Source organism: Kitasatospora cineracea (genome assembly GCF_003751605.1).
GTDB lineage: Bacteria > Actinomycetota > Actinomycetes > Streptomycetales > Streptomycetaceae > Kitasatospora > Kitasatospora cineracea.
In genome coordinates this window covers 3,966,819-3,985,070 of record NZ_RJVJ01000001.1, presented here as the reverse complement: position 1 = coordinate 3,985,070, position 18,252 = coordinate 3,966,819, and the positions used below count along the sequence as shown (strand labels likewise).

13 protein-coding genes, 2 rRNA genes and 1 riboswitch are annotated in these 18,252 nt (G+C 69.7%); of the genes, 2 read left to right on the top strand and 13 right to left on the bottom strand.

What is annotated here, in order from left to right; all coding sequences use genetic code 11:
• Positions 1 to 162: 162 nt before the first annotated feature.
• A riboswitch (glycine riboswitch) is annotated at positions 163 to 270 on the bottom strand.
• Between the two features lie 187 nt (positions 271 to 457).
• Together EDD39_RS39630 and EDD39_RS18085 are read left to right on the top strand one after the other, a co-directional pair.
• Positions 458 to 1,588 carry a PRC and DUF2382 domain-containing protein gene (locus tag EDD39_RS39630; protein WP_123557323.1) on the top strand — a complete coding sequence of 377 codons (1,131 nt, stop codon included), beginning with the start codon at positions 458 to 460 and terminating at the stop codon, positions 1,586 to 1,588.
• A gap of 161 nt (positions 1,589 to 1,749) precedes the next feature.
• Positions 1,750 to 3,225, top strand: a complete 1,476-nt coding sequence (locus EDD39_RS18085; protein ID WP_123557321.1) for an MFS transporter — start codon at positions 1,750 to 1,752, stop codon at positions 3,223 to 3,225.
• A gap of 122 nt (positions 3,226 to 3,347) precedes the next feature.
• Here the strand turns inward: EDD39_RS18085 and EDD39_RS18080 are convergent, their stop codons facing one another.
• The 13 genes from EDD39_RS18080 to EDD39_RS18020 form a co-directional block, all read right to left on the bottom strand.
• Positions 3,348 to 4,721: a DNA polymerase IV gene (locus tag EDD39_RS18080; RefSeq protein WP_123557319.1), complete on the bottom strand. Its 1,374-nt coding sequence runs from the start codon at positions 4,719 to 4,721 to the stop codon at positions 3,348 to 3,350.
• 38 nt (positions 4,722 to 4,759) lie between these two features.
• Entirely contained in the window at positions 4,760 to 5,428 is a 669-nt protein-coding gene (locus EDD39_RS18075) for a SanA/YdcF family protein (protein ID WP_244256778.1), read from the bottom strand.
• A gap of 109 nt (positions 5,429 to 5,537) precedes the next feature.
• Positions 5,538 to 6,215, bottom strand: a complete 678-nt coding sequence (locus EDD39_RS18070) for a MerR family transcriptional regulator (RefSeq protein WP_051817891.1) — start codon at positions 6,213 to 6,215, stop codon at positions 5,538 to 5,540.
• Positions 6,216 to 6,542: 327 nt separating this feature from the next.
• A complete protein-coding gene (locus EDD39_RS18065; RefSeq protein ID WP_030463664.1) occupies positions 6,543 to 7,016 on the bottom strand; it encodes a bifunctional nuclease family protein in 474 nt (157 codons plus the stop codon).
• A gap of 96 nt (positions 7,017 to 7,112) precedes the next feature.
• Positions 7,113 to 7,859: a transcriptional regulator FtsR gene (gene ftsR / locus EDD39_RS18060; protein WP_123557315.1), complete on the bottom strand. Its 747-nt coding sequence runs from the start codon at positions 7,857 to 7,859 to the stop codon at positions 7,113 to 7,115.
• Positions 7,860 to 7,924: 65 nt separating this feature from the next.
• Positions 7,925 to 8,467 carry an FHA domain-containing protein gene (locus EDD39_RS42545; RefSeq protein ID WP_030463666.1) on the bottom strand — a complete coding sequence of 181 codons (543 nt, stop codon included), beginning with the start codon at positions 8,465 to 8,467 and terminating at the stop codon, positions 7,925 to 7,927.
• 502 nt (positions 8,468 to 8,969) lie between these two features.
• Complete coding sequence (locus EDD39_RS18050) at positions 8,970 to 9,890, bottom strand: DUF881 domain-containing protein (protein ID WP_425269698.1); 921 nt, start codon at positions 9,888 to 9,890, stop codon at positions 8,970 to 8,972.
• Between the two features lie 9 nt (positions 9,891 to 9,899).
• Entirely contained in the window at positions 9,900 to 10,232 is a 333-nt protein-coding gene (locus tag EDD39_RS18045; RefSeq protein WP_030463668.1) for a small basic family protein, read from the bottom strand.
• Complete coding sequence (locus tag EDD39_RS18040; protein WP_341869304.1) at positions 10,229 to 11,311, bottom strand: DUF881 domain-containing protein; 1,083 nt, start codon at positions 11,309 to 11,311, stop codon at positions 10,229 to 10,231. The genes EDD39_RS18045 and EDD39_RS18040 overlap by 4 nt, the downstream gene beginning before the upstream one ends.
• Positions 11,312 to 11,445: 134 nt before the next feature.
• Positions 11,446 to 13,941, bottom strand: a complete 2,496-nt coding sequence (locus EDD39_RS18035) for a mannose-1-phosphate guanyltransferase (protein ID WP_123557311.1) — start codon at positions 13,939 to 13,941, stop codon at positions 11,446 to 11,448.
• Between the two features lie 126 nt (positions 13,942 to 14,067).
• Positions 14,068 to 14,679: a cardiolipin synthase ClsA gene (clsA, locus tag EDD39_RS18030; RefSeq protein WP_123557309.1), complete on the bottom strand. Its 612-nt coding sequence runs from the start codon at positions 14,677 to 14,679 to the stop codon at positions 14,068 to 14,070.
• Between the two features lie 101 nt (positions 14,680 to 14,780).
• Positions 14,781 to 14,897 (bottom strand): 5S ribosomal RNA (gene rrf, locus EDD39_RS18025).
• 82 nt (positions 14,898 to 14,979) lie between these two features.
• Positions 14,980 to 18,087, bottom strand: a 23S ribosomal RNA gene (locus EDD39_RS18020).
• Positions 18,088 to 18,252: the final 165 nt, after the last annotated feature.

Here is an 18,252-nt window from a genome sequence, read left to right as displayed (position 1 = left end):
GTGGGAGCGCCTGGGCGTACGAACCCGTCAGCCTCCCCCTCTGTCATCGGTACCTGAGAGCTTCGCACGACCGGGCCGGGGCCCGTCCGGCTTGCACCGTCGGCGAGGGCGGGGGCCGGTCGGCTCCGGTGCCGACGGTCCTGCCCTGCTTTCCAGAGTGACCTGTCCCGTTCGGTACGGATGCCTGAGAGATTCCGGGGAGGGGTTGCTCCTTCGGCGTCCCGCGTCCGGCCTGTTCGGGCCGGTTCGGGACTCTCCCGAGCGGGCTCGGCGGTCGCCTCCGAGGTTACCAGCGCGGACCTCCCGGATCACCGGTGCGGCCCTGTGATCTGCCCCGGACGGCGGTGTCCGGAGTGCCGCCGTCCGTTACGTGCCGTTTGGTGTGGAGTGGCGGCCCGGCACGCTCCTCCGGCCGCCTCCCGGACATCCCTGAGGAGCGGCAGGACTGGAGGACAGCGTGCAGACCGATATCGATCCGCGCGACCTGATCGGACACAAGGCGGTCGACCGGAACGGTGACAAGATCGGCACGGTCGACGAGGTGTACCTGGACGACGCCACCGGAGAACCGGAGTGGGCGGCCGTCCGCACCGGGATCTTCGGCCGGGACGCCTTCGTCCCGCTGACCACCAGCGAGTTCTCGGGCGACGAGCTGCGCGTCCCGTACGACAAGTCGCTGATCAAGGAGTCGCCGGACTTCGGCGTGGGCCAGCACCTCTCGCCGGCCCAGGAGCTGCAGCTGTACCGCTACTACGGGCTGGACACCGGCGCCGACGCCGGTTCGGGTCCGGCGGCGAAGCCCGCGGCAGCGGCGGCGGCCGGGACGGCGGGGACGGCGGCGGCCGCGAAGGAGCATCCGCGCCAGGAGCCCGCGTCGGCGCCCGCCGCAGCCGCTCCGGACCGCGACTTCGGCACCGTCGCCTCCTCCCCCTCCCCGGCCCCGGCCCCGGCCCCGACCGCCGCTGCCGCCACACCGGCCGCCTTCACCGCGGCCAAGCCCCAGCAGACACAGCAGACGCAGCAGGCACAGCAGGCGCAGCCCCAGCCTCACTCGCAGTCGCAGTCGCAGCCGGCCCCGGTGGAGCCGACCGCGCCGGTGGAGATCACCTGCCGCGAGGAGCGCATCGACGTCAGCACCGAGTGGCACGTGGTGGGCACCACCCGGCTGCGCAAGTACGTGACCACCGAGCAGGTGGAGCGCCGGGTGCCGGTGGTGCGCGAGCGGGTGCGGGTGGAGCGGATCCCGGTGTCGGACGCGGAGCGGGCGGCGCTGAGCGAGCAGGAGATCGCCGAGGCGGTCGAGGAGGTCACGCTGCGCGAGGAGCGCCCGGTGGTGCGCAAGTACCTGGCGCCGATCGAGCGGGTGCGGCTGGTGGTCGAGCGGTACACCGAGGAGGAGGTGGTCCGCGAGGAGCTGCGCCGCGAGCAGGTGGAGGTGCACGACGCGGCCGCCGGCGGGGACGGCGAGGCGCCGCAGCAGCGCCAGCCGTGGAATGCGCAGCCGCAGTCGCCGACCGCGGGCAGGCCCCAGGCGTCGGCCGCGAACGGCAGCTCGGAGCACGCCCGGCCGGAGCCGCTGCGCTCCTGACGGTCCGCCAACTGCCCGGCCCCGGCCCGCTTCGGCGGGCCGGGGCCGCCGCTTTGCCAAAGCTTCACCAATCGATATTTGACAGAGTGAAGCATCTCCCGACAGAGTTATTTCAGTTCATGCACTATCGCCTGTCTGAAGCAACCGTCGGAGGAGTCCCCGTGAGTGAGGCACCACAGCCCACCCCCACGGCCGCCAAGCCCACCAGCGCCCGGGTCCTGCCCGCCCTGATCCTCGCCATGCTGGCGTTCAGCGTGGTGCAGACCGCGGTCGTCCCGATCCTGCCGGGCCTGGCCCGCGAGCTGAACGTCTCGGGCTCCAGCGTCACCTGGCTGATGACCGCCAACCTGCTCTCCGCCGCGGTCCTCACCCCGCTGCTGGGCCGCTTCGGCGACCTGCGCGGGCGCAAGCCCATGCTGCTGGTCTCGCTGGCCGGCCTGGTGCTCGGCTCCGGCCTCGCGGTGGCCACCCACTCCTTCACCTGGCTGGTGGTGGCCCGGGTGCTGCAGGGCGCGGGCGGCGGCGTGCTGCCGCTGGCGATCAGCATCGTCCGCGACGAGCTGCCCCGGCACAAGGTCACCGGCGGCGTCGCCGCGATCTCCGCCTCGATGGGCGTCGGCTCCGGCCTCGGCCTGGTCGCCACCGGCCTGCTGCTGGAGCACTGGAGCTACAAGTCGATCTTCTGGATGGGCCTGGTCTTCGGCCTGATCGCGGTCCTGCTGGTGGTCCTGCGGGTGCCCGCCGACCCGGTCACCGACAAGGAGGGCGGCGCCGACCCGCTCGGCGCGCTCACCCTGGCCGGCTGGCTCTCCGCCCTGCTGATCGCCGTCAGCCAGGGCAACCACTGGGGCTGGACGTCCACCCGCACCCTGGGCCTGTTCGCCGTCGCCGCCGTGGTCGCCCTGCTCTGGATCCTGGTCGAGTCCAAGGTCGCCCACCCGCTGGTCGACCTGTCGATGATGGCCCGCCCCGCCGTCGCCTTCACCAACCTCTCCGGCCTGCTGATCGGCTTCGGCATGTACGGCTCGTTCATGGTGATCAGCAACTTCGCGCAGACCCCGGAGAAGCTCGCCCACTACGGCTTCACCGCCACCGTCCTGCACGCCGGCATCATGCTGCTGCCCTCCGCGATCGGCTCGATGGTCGCCGCCCCGCTCGGCGCCCTGCTGATCGCCCGCCGCGGCCCCCGTCTCCCGCTGGTCCTCGGCGGCTTCCTCGGCGCCGTCTCGATGGCCTACCTGGCGCTGCGCCACGGCGCCGAGTTCGACCTCTACTTCTCCTCCGCGGTCTTCGGCCTCGGCGTCGGCCTCGCCTACGCCGCGATGCCCGCCTACATCAACGGCGCCGTCCCCGCCGAGCAGTCCGGCATCGCCAACGGCATGAACGCCGTCCTGCGCACCGTCGGCGGCGCGATCGGCACCGCCGTGATGAGCGCGATCCTCACCGGCGACACCCTCAAGCTCCCGATTCCGCTGCCGGTGCAGCTCCCCACCGAGAGCGCCTACCAGAACGCCTTCTGGGTGGCCGGCGTGATGTGCCTGATCGCCGCCGCCGTCCCCTTCGCCATCCGCGCCGTCAAGGCCGCCCCCGCCCCCGCCGAGCAGGCCGCCCCGGCCCTCGCCAAGACCGACGCCTGACCAGGCGTCCCCTCGCGTCCTGGACACGCGCGAGCAACGGAAGGACCCCCGCGCCAAGGGCATCGGCGCGGGGGTCCTTCCCTTTTCCCACCCCCTCCCCGACGCTGCGCGCGCCCTCGCCGCTACCCCGCCGGCAGCCTGAGCGGGAGCGCTCCCGAGGCCTCCAGCTCCTCGTCCCCCACCGCGAACGTCCGCACCCGCCCCACCCCCGAGTACGGCGTCTCGAACCGCACCGTCACCCGCCCGACCCCGCTGCCCTGCACCCAGCCGGGCCCGAACTCGCGGTGCGTCACGTCCTGCCCGGGCCACCACCGGCGGGCCGCCGGCTCGGCCGGAACCGCCTCCGCCAGCGCCTCCTCGGCCACCGCGGCCGCCCCCGACTCCCGTTCCTCCCGCTCCAGTTGGGCGAACAGGTCCTCCTGGGTGTAGTCCGCGAGCTGGGCCACCCCCACGCCCAGCAGCCGCACCCCGCCGGTGACGTCGACCTGCATCGCCAGCCGACGCGCCGTCGCGGTGATCACCCCCTCGTCGTCCGTCGGCCCGCGCAGCGTCTCGGAGCGGGTCAGCGTCGAGAAGTCGAAGCGGCGGACCTTCAGCACCACCGTCCGCCCGGAGCGCCCGGCCGCCCGCAGGCGGCGCACGCACCGCACGGCGAGCTGCTCGATCTCGCGCAGGATGCGGTCCCGGTCGGCGAGGTCGACCTCGAAGGTGTCCTCCACCGAGACCGACTTGGCGTCCCGGTCCGGCACCACCGGCCGCTCGTCCCAGCCGATCGCCATCTGGAACACGCCCGCGCCGTGCGCTTTCCCGAGCAGCCCGACCAGCTCCGCGAACCCGGCCTCCGCCAAGTCCGCCACCGTGGTCAACCCGGCCCGGCGCAGCGCCTGTTCGGTGGCGGGGCCGATCCCGGGCAACGCCCGCACCGGCATCGGGGCCAGCACCGACCGCTCGGAGCCGGGCTCGATCAGCACCAGCCCGTCCGGCTTGGCCCGCTCGGAGGCGATCTTCGCCATCAGCTTGGACCCGGCGACGCCGACCGACGCGGTCAGCCCGGTGTGCTGCACGATGTCGGCCCGCAGGTCCTCGGCCAGCGCGAGCACCAGCTGCGCGCCTTCCGCGGGCGTCGTCGCGCCGGCCAGCGCGGGCCCGTACGGCCCGGCCTCCAGGTCGACGAACGCCTCGTCCAGGCTGAGCGGCTCGACCAGCGGGGAGCGCTCCCGCAGCAGCCCCATCACGATCTCGCTGTTGGCCCGGTACGCGTCGAACCGGCCGGTCAGGAACGCCGCGTTCGGGCAGAGCCGGCGGGCCTGCGCCATCGGCATCGCCGAGTGCACGCCGAACTTGCGGGCCTCGTAGGAGGCGGTGGAGACCACGCCGCGCCCGCCCAGGCCGCCGACGATGACGGGCTTCCCGCGCAGGCTCGGCTTGGACGCCTGCTCCACCGCCGCGAAGAAGGCGTCCATGTCGAGGTGGATGATGCTCGGCACGGCCCGCACCGCTCGATCATCCCGTGCCGCACTGACATTCCCGCGGACTACCCGTTCGCGTCCGCGTCCGCGAGCGCCCGGGCCACCCCGTCCTCGCGCGGCCCGAGCAGCGTCGGGTCCGGCCGCAGCAGCACGCTCGCCGCCGCCTTCGCCGCACTGCCGATCTCCCGCAGCCCGCCGTACTTCCAGGTGGTGTCGTGCCACTCCTCGACCCCGACCGCGTACGCGTCGATCCCGGCCGCCCGGCACAGCGCCAGCGCCCGCCGGACGTGGAAGGTCTGGCTGACCAGCACCGCCCGGTCGACGCCGAAGATCCGGTGCGCCCGGGCGCAGGAGTCCCAGGTGTCGAAGCCCGCGTAGTCGCCGACCACCCGCACCCCGGGCACCCCGCGGTCGATCAGGTAGCCGCGCATCGCGTCGGTCTCGTCGTACCGGACGGTGCCGTTGTCGCCGGTCACCAGGATCGCCCGGACCTTGTGCGCCCGGTACAGCTCCAGCGCCGCGTCCAGCCGGTGCGCCAGGTACGGGGAGGGCCGGCCGTCCATCAGCCCGGCGCCGAACACCACCGCGACGGGGGCGTCCGGCGCGCTCGCCACCGTACCGACCTTCGCGGACTGGGTCAGGTACAGCCAGGCGCTCGGCGCCAGCCCCAGCGCGGAGCACAGCACCACCGCCTGGAACCAGCGGCGCTGCCGCCGCCGGCCGACCGGACGCACCGCGCGCCACGCCGCCCGCGTCCGCCGCCCCGCGCACCTCAAGATCGTCGACACACGGACGAGGACGAGCGGGACCGGCCCGCCGGTTCCCCGACCGGGGTCCGACAGGTCAGCCCGCGCGGTTGCGGCGCTGCGCCAGCTCGTCGCCCGGGTCGTTGCCCACCAGCGTCTCGCCGGTGTCGGTGCGCTCGCCGTGCAGCCGCCCCAGAGTGGCCTCCAGCTCCTGCCAGACCGCGCCGACCGCGATGCCGAACACGCCCTGGCCGCCGTTGAGCAGGTCGACCACCTGCTGCGGCGAGGTGCACTCGTAGACCGTCGCACCGTCGCACATCAGGGTCAGCCCGGTCAGTCCGGCCTGGTCGGCGGACTGCAGGTGGGTGACGGCCACCCGGATGTTCTGCAGCGACACGCCGGCGTCCAGCAGCCGCTTGACGATTTTCAGCAGCAGAATGTCCCGGAAGCTGTACAGCCGCTGCGCGCCCGCCGGGTACGCCGAGCGCACCGAGGGCTCCAGCAGCCCGGTGCGCGCCCAGTAGTCGAGCTGCCGGTAGGTGATGCCGGCGGCGGCGCAGGCCGTCGGGCCGCGGTAGCCGACCAGCGCGGAGGTCGGGGCGAGCCGCTCGATCGCGGGCTGCCCAGGCTGGACGGCCGGGAAGCGGCCGAGCCTCGGCAGTTCCTCGGCCTCGGGCTCCGGCCGCCAGGGCCGTCCGATCAGAGCACGGCCGGCCCGCGGCAGGTGCACCGCGCACAGCGCTCCGGAACGCGTCTCGTCGCCGGTGCCGCTCATCGCCAACCTCCGTCCATTCCGCCCAAGGCCCCACGGGACCCGCAGGAGCCCTGCCGGGCCCCGGGCTGCGGGTGGCCCGTCCGGCGGGCCATCACCTGACGGTAGGCAGTCGCCAAAGCACCGTCAACGATCGCCACGCCGGGGGCTCCGACAAACTTCACCCCATCGAGTGGTTATTCGTGCCCCATGTGCGGGTAGCAGAACGGTTTTCCGGCGCATCCGAGTTGCGACCGACCGCCGACCGGGCTAGCGCGCCGACGGCCTCCCGGGCCCGGCGCGCCGCCCGCGGGCCGGGCCGCCGACCGGCCCGGCGCCACCGTGCGGCGGCTACTGCGGGCCGCCCCCGAAGTCCTCCGGCGAGACCTGGTCCAGGAACTCCCGGAACTTCTCGACCTCGTCCTCCTGCTCGTCCGGGATCGAGATGCCGGCCTCCGCCAGCACCTCCTCGCTCCCGTAGATCGGCGTACCGGTGCGCAGCGCCAGCGCTATCGCGTCCGAGGGGCGCGCGCTCACCTCGACACCACCGGCGAACACCAGCTCCGCGTAGAACACCCCGTCCCGCAGGTCGTTGATCCGCACCTCGGTCAACTGCTGCCCCAGCGCACCGAGCACGTCCTTGAACAGGTCGTGCGTCAGCGGCCGCACCGGGGTCATGCCCTGCTGGGCGAAGGCGATCGCGGTGGCTTCCCCCGGCCCGATCCAGATCGGCAGGTAGCGGTCCCCGCCGACCTCCCGCAGCAGCACGATCGGCTGGTTGGAGGGCATCTCCACCCGGACACCCACGACGTCGAGCTCATTCACACCAGCAACCCTATGGCGCTCGCCCCCGATAGGAAAGCGCAGCAGGCAGCGGCCACCGCGATCAGGACCGCCGCCCGCCCGGCCGCCACCGGCCGCTCAGCTCCGCGACCGCAGTCCCGCCTGCACCATCGCCGCGTGCAACCGCACCGACAGGGTGGCCAGTTCCCGCGCCGTCGCCTCCGCGTGCGCCCGGGTCTGCGGGTTGCGGTGCCGCCGCAGCGGCGCCACCACCTGCTCCACCAGCGCCACCTCGCGCTCCGCCGCCGCCTTCATCGCCCGCAGGTGCCGCGGCTCCAGGCCGAACCGCCCCAACTCCGCCACCAGCCGGGCGATCTGCAGCGCCTCCCCGTCGTACCCGCCGTCCGGGCCCGGCTGCACCAGGCCGTACGACTCCCACTCGACGAGCTCCCGCTCCTGCGCCTCGGCCGCCGCGATCAGCTCGGCCCGGCCCAGCCGCACCCCGCCCGGCAGCACCCCGGCCGCGGCCGCCAGCTCCCGGTCCGCCTCCTCCAGCGGCCCCGGACGGGACTCCGCCCCCGGCAGCGCCGGCGGCTGCTCGCCGCGCTCGATCGCGTCCAGGTGCTCGCGGATCACCCGCAGCGGCAGGTAGTGGTCGCGCTGCATCCGCAGCACGTACGCCAGCCGCTCCACGTCCGCCGCCGAGAACTTCCGGTAGCCGGACGGGGTCCGCTGCGGCTCGACCAGGCCCTCCGCCTCCAGGAAGCGGATCTTGGAGATCGTCACCTCCGGGAAGTCGTCCCGCAGGAAGGCCAGCACCGCGCCGATCGAGAGCAGCTCGTCACCCCGCCGGCGCGCCTCGCCCGTGCGGCGCGAGGCCGGCACGGGCGAGGACCCGAGGGACGGGGTAGGAATCTGTGGGGTCACTCGGGCTCCAAACGGAGAAGTGGTCAGTACCCCCGGTGGTGGCTGGCGAAGAACACCAGCCGGTACTTCCCGATCTGCACCTCGTCGCCGTTGCTGAGCAGCACCTCGTCGATCCGCTCCCGGTTCACGTAGGTGCCGTTCAGGCTGCCCACGTCCGCGACCGAGAAGCCGCCGTCGGGCTGCCGACGGAACTCCACGTGCCGACGCGACACCGTCACGTCGTCCAGGAAGATGTCACCCTGCGGGTGCCGCCCCGCCGTGGTCACGTCCGAGTCCAGCAGGAACCGGCTGCCCGAGTTCGGGCCGCGCTGCACGATCAGCAGGGCCGAGCCCGGCGGCAGCGCGTCGATCGCCGCCATCACCTCGGCCGACAGCGCCGGCGTGGCGCCCGTCGAGGTCGCCGTCGGGTCGTACGACTCGATGCCGGAGATCGAGATGGTCGAGGTGGTCTCCACCGCGCCCTCCGGGAAACCGCCGCCACGCAGCTGGGTCCCGCAGTTCGAGCAGAACCGGGCCTGCGCCGGGTTCTGGTTCCCGCACCGCGGGCACGGGCTGGTGCCAGCCATGTTCACAGCCTCCTGGCGCGGCACACCCGACTGGACGTGCCCGGCATAGGGGTCCGGGGCAAACCCTCCACCGGAGGTTGAGGGTCCTGCCGGGAAACCTATGCGCGGCCCGCCCGACGAATCAACCGACGCGCCGTAGCCCGCGTCGAACTGCCCGGTCGGGACGCCCGCGCCCTGGGTCACGTCGTCCCGGTACATCGGCCGCTGCCCGTCCGGCGCCGGACGCATCGGGGGCACCCCGGCGTCCTCCTGCCGGTAGCGCGCGGTCGGGGCCTCGGCCGTCTTCTTGTTGCGGCCGAAAAGCTTCGAGAAAAAACTCACGGGCGAATCCCCTTGCGTGTGACAGAACCGCCCGCGGGGCAGGGTTCAAGGCTCGGTGTGGCGGTGGGCCCGGCATCGGACCGGGGACTGACGAACGGTAAGACCCAGTGTCGCCGACCCGCCGCGGAAACCCACCACCGGGGGCTGCCCGCAGCTGACGAACCGTACGGAGCGCGCCCCGTCACTTCGCCGCCGGCTTGCCGTACTGCAACGGCTTCGGCGCGGCCAGCGCGTCCACCAGCACCTTCTGCTGCTGGACGATGGTCGCCCGCGCCTGGTGGTTCTCCAGGCTGCGCACCACGCCACCGGGGATGTTGAGCGCCGGAGTCAGGTCCTGCGGGTTGCCCACCACGGTGAAGCGGAACGGCTGCGAGACGCTCTTCCCGTCGATCTGCACGCCGCCCGACGAGTTGTCGGTGAAGTACGTACCGGCCACCACGCGCACGTCGTTGATCTGAATCGCCTCCGCCCCCGCAGCTCGGAGTTCCTGCAGGGTGTCCAGCAGCATATCCGCCTTCACCTGCCCTTGGGGATCATCGATCGTCAGCACGATCCCCGGCCCGGTGGCCTTCTCCGTCCCCGCCAGCACACCCAGCTCGGCCGCCTTCTTCCGGGTCTGCTCCTGGGCCTCCTTGGCCTGGTTGGACGAGTTCTCCAACTGCGCCAGGGACTGCTCCAGCTGCGTCTTCTCCGACTGGAGACGCTGCTGCTTGCCGTCCAGTTCGTCCAGGATCCGCACCAGGTCCTCCTGGCGGGCCCCGCGCAGCTCGCTGTGGTCGTTGGTCGAGCGCACCTGGATCGCCAGCGCCAGGCCCAGCGCGAACAGCAGCAGCGCCACCACCAGCTGGCCCCGCGACACCCGCGGCGGCCACATCGCCGCCTTCAGCCGGGTCCGCCCGTCCGAGGGCAGCTCCACCGGCTCCCGCCCCGCGGCCGCCGCCACCGGCTCCTCGGGCCCGACCGACTCGACCGGCTCCGCCACCGCAGCCGGCTCGACGGGCGCGACCGGCTCCGTCGACCCGGCCGGCTCCACCGGCTCGACCGACTCGGTCGGCTCCGGCTGCTCCTCGTCCCGCTCCCGCGGCTCCTTCTCCCCGCTCACAGCCGCTCCCTACGCCCTGAACACGTGCCGGCGGATCGCCGCAGCGTTCGAGAAGATCCGGATGCCCAGCACCACCACCACGCCGGTGGACAGCTGCGACCCCACGCCCAACTGGTCGCCCAGGAACACGATCAGCGCCGCCACCACGACGTTCGACAGGAACGACACCACGAAGACCTTGTCGTCGAAGATCCCGTCCAGCATCGCCCGCACGCCGCCGAACACCGCGTCCAGCGCCGCCACCACCGCGATCGGCAGGTACGGCACCACCGCGTTCGGCACCTCCGGCTGCACGAACACGCCGACGATCACGCCGATCACCAGACCCAGTACGGCAATCACGGTGTAGCAGCTCCTGTTCCGGTGGAAGTGGAAGTGGAAGTGGAAGTGGACTTCGTCGCGGTCGACCGCGTGGACTTCGACGGCGCCCCCGAGGGCGAACCCGACACCGCGCCGGACGGCGGGGCCGTCGGGAGGGCGGACCCCGAACCGGACGCCGACGGCGACGGCGACCCCGACGGCTCGGCCGACGCCTCCGCGGACGCCTCCGGCCCGGCCACCCGGAGCGTCACGCCCAGCGCGGCCGGCAGCGTCAACGACTTCTGCGTCGACACCGTCGAACGGATCCCGTAGCTCTCCTGGATGATCTTCAGGTAGCGGCCGCCCTCGTTGTCCTGGAAGGCCTGCGCCAGCCGCGGCCCGTCCCCGATCGCCAGCACCGTGTACGGCGGCACCAGCGGCCGGTTGTCCACCAGGATCGCGTCACCGGCCGCCCGGATCGCCGACAGCGCGGTCAGCCGCTGCCCGTTCACGGACACCGCCTCCGCGCCGGCCAGCCACAGCCCGTTCACGGCGTACTGCAGGTCGTGGTCCTTGACCCGCCCGTCCTTGCCGTAGCTGCCGGTGTTCCGCGGATCGCTGACGTTGCCGCCCGAACCGCTCCCGGACGCGTCGTCGATCACCAGCTTGATGCCCGGCCCGGTGATCGCCCCCGTCCCGGTCCGCGCCGCCAGCTGCTCCGCCCCGCTGTCGTCGCCGCTCTGCAGCGCCGCGTCCTGGGCCCGCTCGACCTTGTCGCGGTCCGCCTCGACCTGCCGCTGCAGCTCGTCCGCCGCCTTGTTGGCGTCGTTCACCCGGCTGACCAGGGCGTCCCGCTCCTTCGCCAGCACGGGCGCCGCGGCGTGCGTGCTCACCGCCCCGACCGTCACCACGACCGCCGCCAGCGCCAGGCCCAGGCCCAGCACCAGCCGCCCCTTGGCCGTCGACGGCAGCCGCGAACTGCCCTCCGCCCCACGGGCCCGGGCCGCCTCCGCGTACCCGTCGTCGAGCGAGTGCTCCATGACCGTGGTCAGCAGGGACATCGAGGCGTCCGGGCGGCGGAAGCGCCCCTCCGGGTCACTCGGCGTCGGCGATGCTGGCATGCGCCACATCGTTTCACGACCACGAGGTGCCCCACGACCAGCCCCGGGCCCCGCAGGACGGTTTCGGCACAGGATCGTGACAAAACCGGGTGGGGACGGGCCGCCGGGCCCGCCCCCACCTCACTTCCCCCGCACTACCTCCCGGCGCCGTCCACGACCGCGGCCCACTCGTCGAGCAGCCGCTCGGTCGCCTCGTCGTCCGGGCCCTCCGCCCACAGGTGGGTGACGGCCTCCGCCGGGTCCGGCAGGACCAGCGTCCACCGGCCGTCCGGCTCGACCACCCGCACGCCGTCCGTGGTGTCCAGCTTCCGGTTCCCGGCCGCCTCCACCACCGAACGCATCACCATGCCCTTGGCGGCCCACGGCGTGGCGATGTCCCGCTTCTGGATGTGCGCCTGCGGGATCCGCGCGTCGATCTGGCTCAGCGTCAGCTGCGTCCGCGCCACCAGGCCGACCAGCCGCACGAACGCCGCCGCCCCGTCCAGCACCCCGGAGAACTCGGGCACCACGAAGCCGCCGCGCCCGTCCCCGCCGAAGATCGTGCCGTCCGCCGCCGCGGCCTTCGCCAGGTCGTCCGGCGAGGTCGTCGTCCAGGTCACCTGGGTGCCGTGGTACGCCGCCACCTGCTCGGCGATCCGCGTCGTCGTCACCGGCAGCGCCACCTGCCCGGTGCGGCGCTCGGCCGCCACCAGGTCCAGCAGCACCAGCAGCGCCCGGTCGTCCTGGATCACCCGGCCGAGCTCGTCCACGAAGGACACCCGCTCACCCACCGGGTCGAACCGCACGCCGAACGCCGCCCGCGAGGACGCCACCAGCTCGCCCAGCCTGGCCAGCGCCGCCCGCCGCGAGTCCGCGTCCTCGGTCGGCCGCGCCTCGTCCAGGCCGCCGGCCACCGTCAGCGCCTCCACCCCGAGCCGCCCCAGGATGCTCGGCAGCACCAACCCGGCACTGCCGTGCGCCGCGTCCACCACCACCTTCAGCCCGGCCTCCCGCACCCCCGAGGTGTCCACCGTCCGCAACAGGTTCGTCGCGTACGAGTCGAACACGCTCGCCGGGTGCAGCAGGTCGCCGATCTCGCCCGGGAACGCCCGCCGGAACTCCTGCCGCGAGTACACCCGGTCCAGCTTCCGCTGCCCGGCCTGCGACAGGTCGGCCCCGCGCTCGTCGAAGAACAGGATGTCCAGCGAGTCCGGCACCCCCGGCGTGGTCCGCAGGAAGATCCCGCCCGCACTCCCCCGCGCCGTCGCCTGCCGGGCCACCGGCATCGGCACGTTCTCCAGGTCGCGGACGTCGATCGCGCTGGTCTGCAGCGCCGAGATCATCGCCCGCTTCAACGCCCGCGCACCACGCGAGTGGTCACGCGCGATGGTGACCGTCGCGCCCTTCTTCAACGTGGTCGCGTACGCCCCCGCCAGCCGCACGGCCAGCTCCGGCGTGATCTCCACGTTCAGGATCCCCGACACGCCCCGCACCCCGAACAGGTGCTCCTGGCCGCGGGACTCCCAGATCACCGAGGTGTTGACGAACGCGCCGGCCTCGATCGTCTTGAACGGGTAGACCCGGACGTTGCCCGCGATGATCGACTCCTCGCCGATCAGGCACTCGTCACCGATCACCGCCCCCTCGTCGATCCGCGCGGCCCGCATCACGTCGGTGTTCTTCCCGACCACGCACCCGCGCAGGTTGCTCTGCGCCCCCACGTACACGTTGTCGTGCACCACGGCCTTGTGCAGGAAGGCACCGCTCTTCACGACGACGTTCGACCCCAGCACGGTGTGCTCGCGCAACTCCACGCCGGCCTCGACCTTGGCGTAGTCACCGATGTACAGCGGCCCCCTCAGCACCGCCTCCGGGTCCACCTCCGCACCCTCGGCCACCCACACGCCCGGCGAGATCTCGAACCCGTCCAGCTCGACCTGGACCTTCCCCTCCAGGACGTCTGCCTGGGCCTTCAAGTAGCTCTCGTGCGTGCCCACGTCCTCCCAGTAGCCCTCGGCGACGTAGCCGAACACCGGCTTGCCCTCCTTGAGCAACTGCGGGAACACGTCGCTCGACCAGTCGACCGACTCGCCGGCCGCCACGTAGTCGAAGACCTCCGGCTCCATCACGTAGATACCGGTGTTCACGGTGTCCGAGAACACCTGCCCCCAGGTCGGCTTCTCGAGGAAGCGCTCGACCTTCCCCTCGTCGTCCGTGATGGTGATACCGAATTCCAACGGGTTCGGCACCCGGGTCAGGCACACCGTGACCAGCGCGCCCTTCTCCCGGTGAAAGGCAATCAGGTCGGAAAGGTCGAAGTCCGTCAGGGCATCGCCCGAGATCACCAGAAACGAATCGTCCCGCAGCGCGTCCTCGGCGTTCTTCACGCTGCCCGCCGTCCCCAGCGGTGTTTCCTCATTGGCATAGGTGAGGTGCATGCCCAGTTCCTCACCATCACCGAAGTAGTTCTTGACCAACGACGCCAAGAACTGCACGGTCACCACGGTGTCGTTGAGGCCGTGTCGCCTCAGCAGCCGCAGCACGTGCTCCATGATCGGCCGATTGGCCACCGGCAGCAGCGGCTTGGGCATGCTGGAAGTCATGGGGCGGAGTCGAGTGCCCTCCCCGCCCGCCATCACAACGGCTTTCATTACGGGTGCGTCCTCCTTCGCGGTGGTGAACCCCTGCGGGGTCCATCAAACCGGTCCGACGCATCCCTACCCGGAAGAAAACGTCCGACTCACCGTGGAGGCCGTGTAAAACGTCTCAGGCTGATCTCAAACGGCAACCGAACGCTCCGCCTGGAGGATCTGCCGGGCCTGCACCGCATACAGGGCACCGGCCCACCAGTACAGCGTCGTCCCCCACCAGATGAACGCCCAACTCACCACCCCCGCAACCTGGTGCACCCACCCCTCGCCCACCCCCAACAGCAGGAGCGGAAACGCGTACATCAGATTGAACGTCGCCGCCTTCCCCAGAAAACTCACGTTCAACGGCCCGTAACCCGCCCGGTTGAGCCGCAGCAGCACCACCCCGACGAACGCCTCCCGCGCCACCAACAACGCCGTCAACCACCAGGGCAGGATCTCCCGCCAGGTCAACCCCACCAGCGTCGACACGATGTACAACCGGTCCGCGGCCGGGTCCAGCAACTGCCCCAGCCGGCTGATCTGCCCCCACCGCCGAGCCAGCTTCCCGTCCAGGTAGTCACTGACCCCGCTCAACATCAGAACGACGATCGCCCACCCGTCGTTCTTCGGCCCCCCGAAGACCGGCCACAGCACCAACCACAAGAAGACCGGCACGCCCACCAGCCGAGCCATGCTCAGCAGATTCGGGATCGTGAGGACCCGATCGGTCTGAACGCGCGTCTCCTGGACCTCCACTGTGCGGAGCCTCCTGTATTAACCACCGACAACCGTGCGGGACCGACCCTACAACAAGAAAGCCCCCTGACTTCCCGTCAGGGGGCTTTCCCACAATGATTGTTCGGCGGCGTCCTACTCTCCCACAGGGTCCCCCCTGCAGTACCATCGGCGCTGTGAGGCTTAGCTTCCGGGTTCGGAATGTAACCGGGCGTTTCCCTCACGCTATGACCACCGAAACACTATGAAACTGTCGCCGCCCGGCCGGATCCCTCCGGCGGGGGTCGTTGTTTCAGAACAACACAGTGGACGCGAGCAACTGAGGACAAGCCCTCGGCCTATTAGTACCGGTCAACTCCACCCCTCACAGGGCTTCCATATCCGGCCTATCAACCCAGTCGTCTACTGGGAGCCTTACCCTCTCGATGGAGGTGGGAGTGCTCATCTCGAAGCAGGCTTCCCGCTTAGATGCTTTCAGCGGTTATCCCTCCCGAACGTAGCCAACCAGCCATGCCCTTGGCAGGACAACTGGCACACCAGAGGTTCGTCCGTCCCGGTCCTCTCGTACTAGGGACAGCCCTTCTCAACACTCCTACGCGCACAGCGGATAGGGACCGAACTGTCTCACGACGTTCTAAACCCAGCTCGCGTACCGCTTTAATGGGCGAACAGCCCAACCCTTGGGACCTACTCCAGCCCCAGGATGCGACGAGCCGACATCGAGGTGCCAAACCATCCCGTCGATATGGACTCTTGGGGAAGATCAGCCTGTTATCCCCGGGGTACCTTTTATCCGTTGAGCGACGGCGCTTCCACAAGCCACCGCCGGATCACTAGTCCCTACTTTCGTACCTGCTCGACCCGTCAGTCTCACAGTCAAGCTCCCTTGTGCACTTACACTCAACACCTGATTGCCAACCAGGCTGAGGGAACCTTTGGGCGCCTCCGTTACCCTTTAGGAGGCAACCGCCCCAGTTAAACTACCCACCAGACACTGTCCCTGATCCGGATCACGGACCCAGGTTAGACATCCAGCACGACCAGAGTGGTATTTCAACGGCGACTCCACAACAACTGGCGTTGCTGCTTCACAGTCTCCCACCTATCCTACACAAGCCGAACCGAACACCAATATCAAGCTATAGTAAAGGTCCCGGGGTCTTTCCGTCCTGCTGCGCGAAACGAGCATCTTTACTCGTAATGCAATTTCACCGGGCCTGTGGTTGAGACAGTCGAGAAGTCGTTACGCCATTCGTGCAGGTCGGAACTTACCCGACAAGGAATTTCGCTACCTTAGGATGGTTATAGTTACCACCGCCGTTTACTGGCGCTTAAGTTCTCAGCTTCGCCCGACCGAAATCGGACTAACCGGTCCCCTTAACGTTCCAGCACCGGGCAGGCGTCAGTCCGTATACATCGCCTTACGGCTTCGCACGGACCTGTGTTTTTAGTAAACAGTCGCTTCTCGCTGGTCTCTGCGGCCACCACCAGCTCGGGGAGCAAGTCCCGTCACCAGCAATGGCCCCCCTTCTCCCGAAGTTACGGGGGCATTTTGCCGAGTTCCTTAACCACAGTTCACCCGAACGCCTCGGTATTCTCTACCTGACCACCTGAGTCGGTTTGGGGTACGGGCCGCCATGAAACTCGCTAGAGGCTTTTCTCGACAGCATAGGATCATCCACTTCACCACAATCGGCTCGGCATCAGGTCTCAGACACGTGTTGCGCGGATTTGCCTACGCAACGTCCTACACCCTTACCCCGGGACTACCACCGCCCGGGCTGGACTACCTTCCTGCGTCACCCCATCGCTCACCTACTACCCCGTTGGGTCACCGGCTCCACCACGTCCCTTTGTCCGAAGACTCCGGGCCGGCTTCACGGGCTTAGCATCAAGAGGTTCGACGTTGGCGCTTCAAAGCGGGTACGGGAATATCAACCCGTTGTCCATCGACTACGCCTGTCGGCCTCGCCTTAGGTCCCGACTTACCCTGGGCAGATCAGCTTGACCCAGGAACCCTTGGTCAATCGGCGCAAGAGTTTCCCACTCTTGTATCGCTACTCATGCCTGCATTCTCACTCGTGAACCGTCCACAACTCGATTCCTCGGCTGCTTCACCCGGCACACGACGCTCCCCTACCCATCACAGCAGGCGTTGGCCCTTCATGCTGCAATGACACGACTTCGGTGGTGTGCTTGAGCCCCGCTACATTGTCGGCGCGGAATCACTTGACCAGTGAGCTATTACGCACTCTTTCAAGGGTGGCTGCTTCTAAGCCAACCTCCTGGTTGTCTCTGCGACTCCACATCCTTTCCCACTTAGCACACGCTTAGGGACCTTAGTCGGTGTTCTGGGCTGTTTCCCTCTCGACCATGGAGCTTATCCCCCACAGTCTCACTGCCGCGCTCTCACTTACCGGCATTCGGAGTTTGGCTAAGGTCAGTAACCCGGTAAGGCCCATCGCCTATCCAGTGCTCTACCTCCGGCAAGAAACACGCGACGCTGCACCTAAATGCATTTCGGGGAGAACCAGCTATCACGGAGTTTGATTGGCCTTTCACCCCTAACCACAGGTCATCCCCCAGGTTTTCAACCCTGGTGGGTTCGGTCCTCCACACGGTCTTACCCGCGCTTCAACCTGCCCATGGCTAGATCACTCCGCTTCGGGTCTTGGGCATGCAACTATGGGCGCCCTATTCGGACTCGCTTTCGCTACGGCTACCCCACACGGGTTAACCTCGCTACACACCGCAAACTCGCAGGCTCATTCTTCAAAAGGCACGCAGTCACAGCCCGAAGGCTGCCCCCACGGCTTGTAGGCACACGGTTTCAGGTACTATTTCACTCCGCTCCCGCGGTACTTTTCACCATTCCCTCACGGTACTATCCGCTATCGGTCACCAGGGAATATTTAGGCTTAGCGGGTGGTCCCGCCAGATTCACACGGGATTTCTCGGGCCCCGTGCTACTTGGGAGAAGCTCAAGCGAGCCGTACAGATTTCGTCTACGGGGGTCTTACCCTCTACGCCGGACCTTTCGCATGTCCTTCGACTACCCATACGGTTTCTGACTCGCCCAGCCGCCGGCAGACGACTGAAGAACTTTCCCACAACCCCGTCGTGGCAACCCCTGCCGGGTCTCACACCACAACGGTTTGGCCTCATCCGGTTTCGCTCGCCACTACTCCCGGAATCACGGTTGTTTTCTCTTCCTGCGGGTACTGAGATGTTTCACTTCCCCGCGTTCCCTCCACGCACCCTATGTGTTCAGGTACGGGTGACAGCCCATGACGACTGCCGGGTTTCCCCATTCGGACACCCCCGGATCAAAGCTCGGTTGACAGCTCCCCGGGGCCTATCGCGGCCTCCCACGTCCTTCATCGGTTCCTGGTGCCAAGGCATCCACCGTGCGCCCTTAAAAACTTGGCCACAGATGCTCGCGTCCACTGTGCAGTTCTCAAACAACGACCAGACACCCACCCTCGGGAGCATGACGCACCCTCAACTGAGGCCGGCATCCATGAGGCAACTTCCGTTCCCTCAGGACCCAACAACGTGCCCGACACACCAAGCTGTCCCTGTCTTCCACGCCCC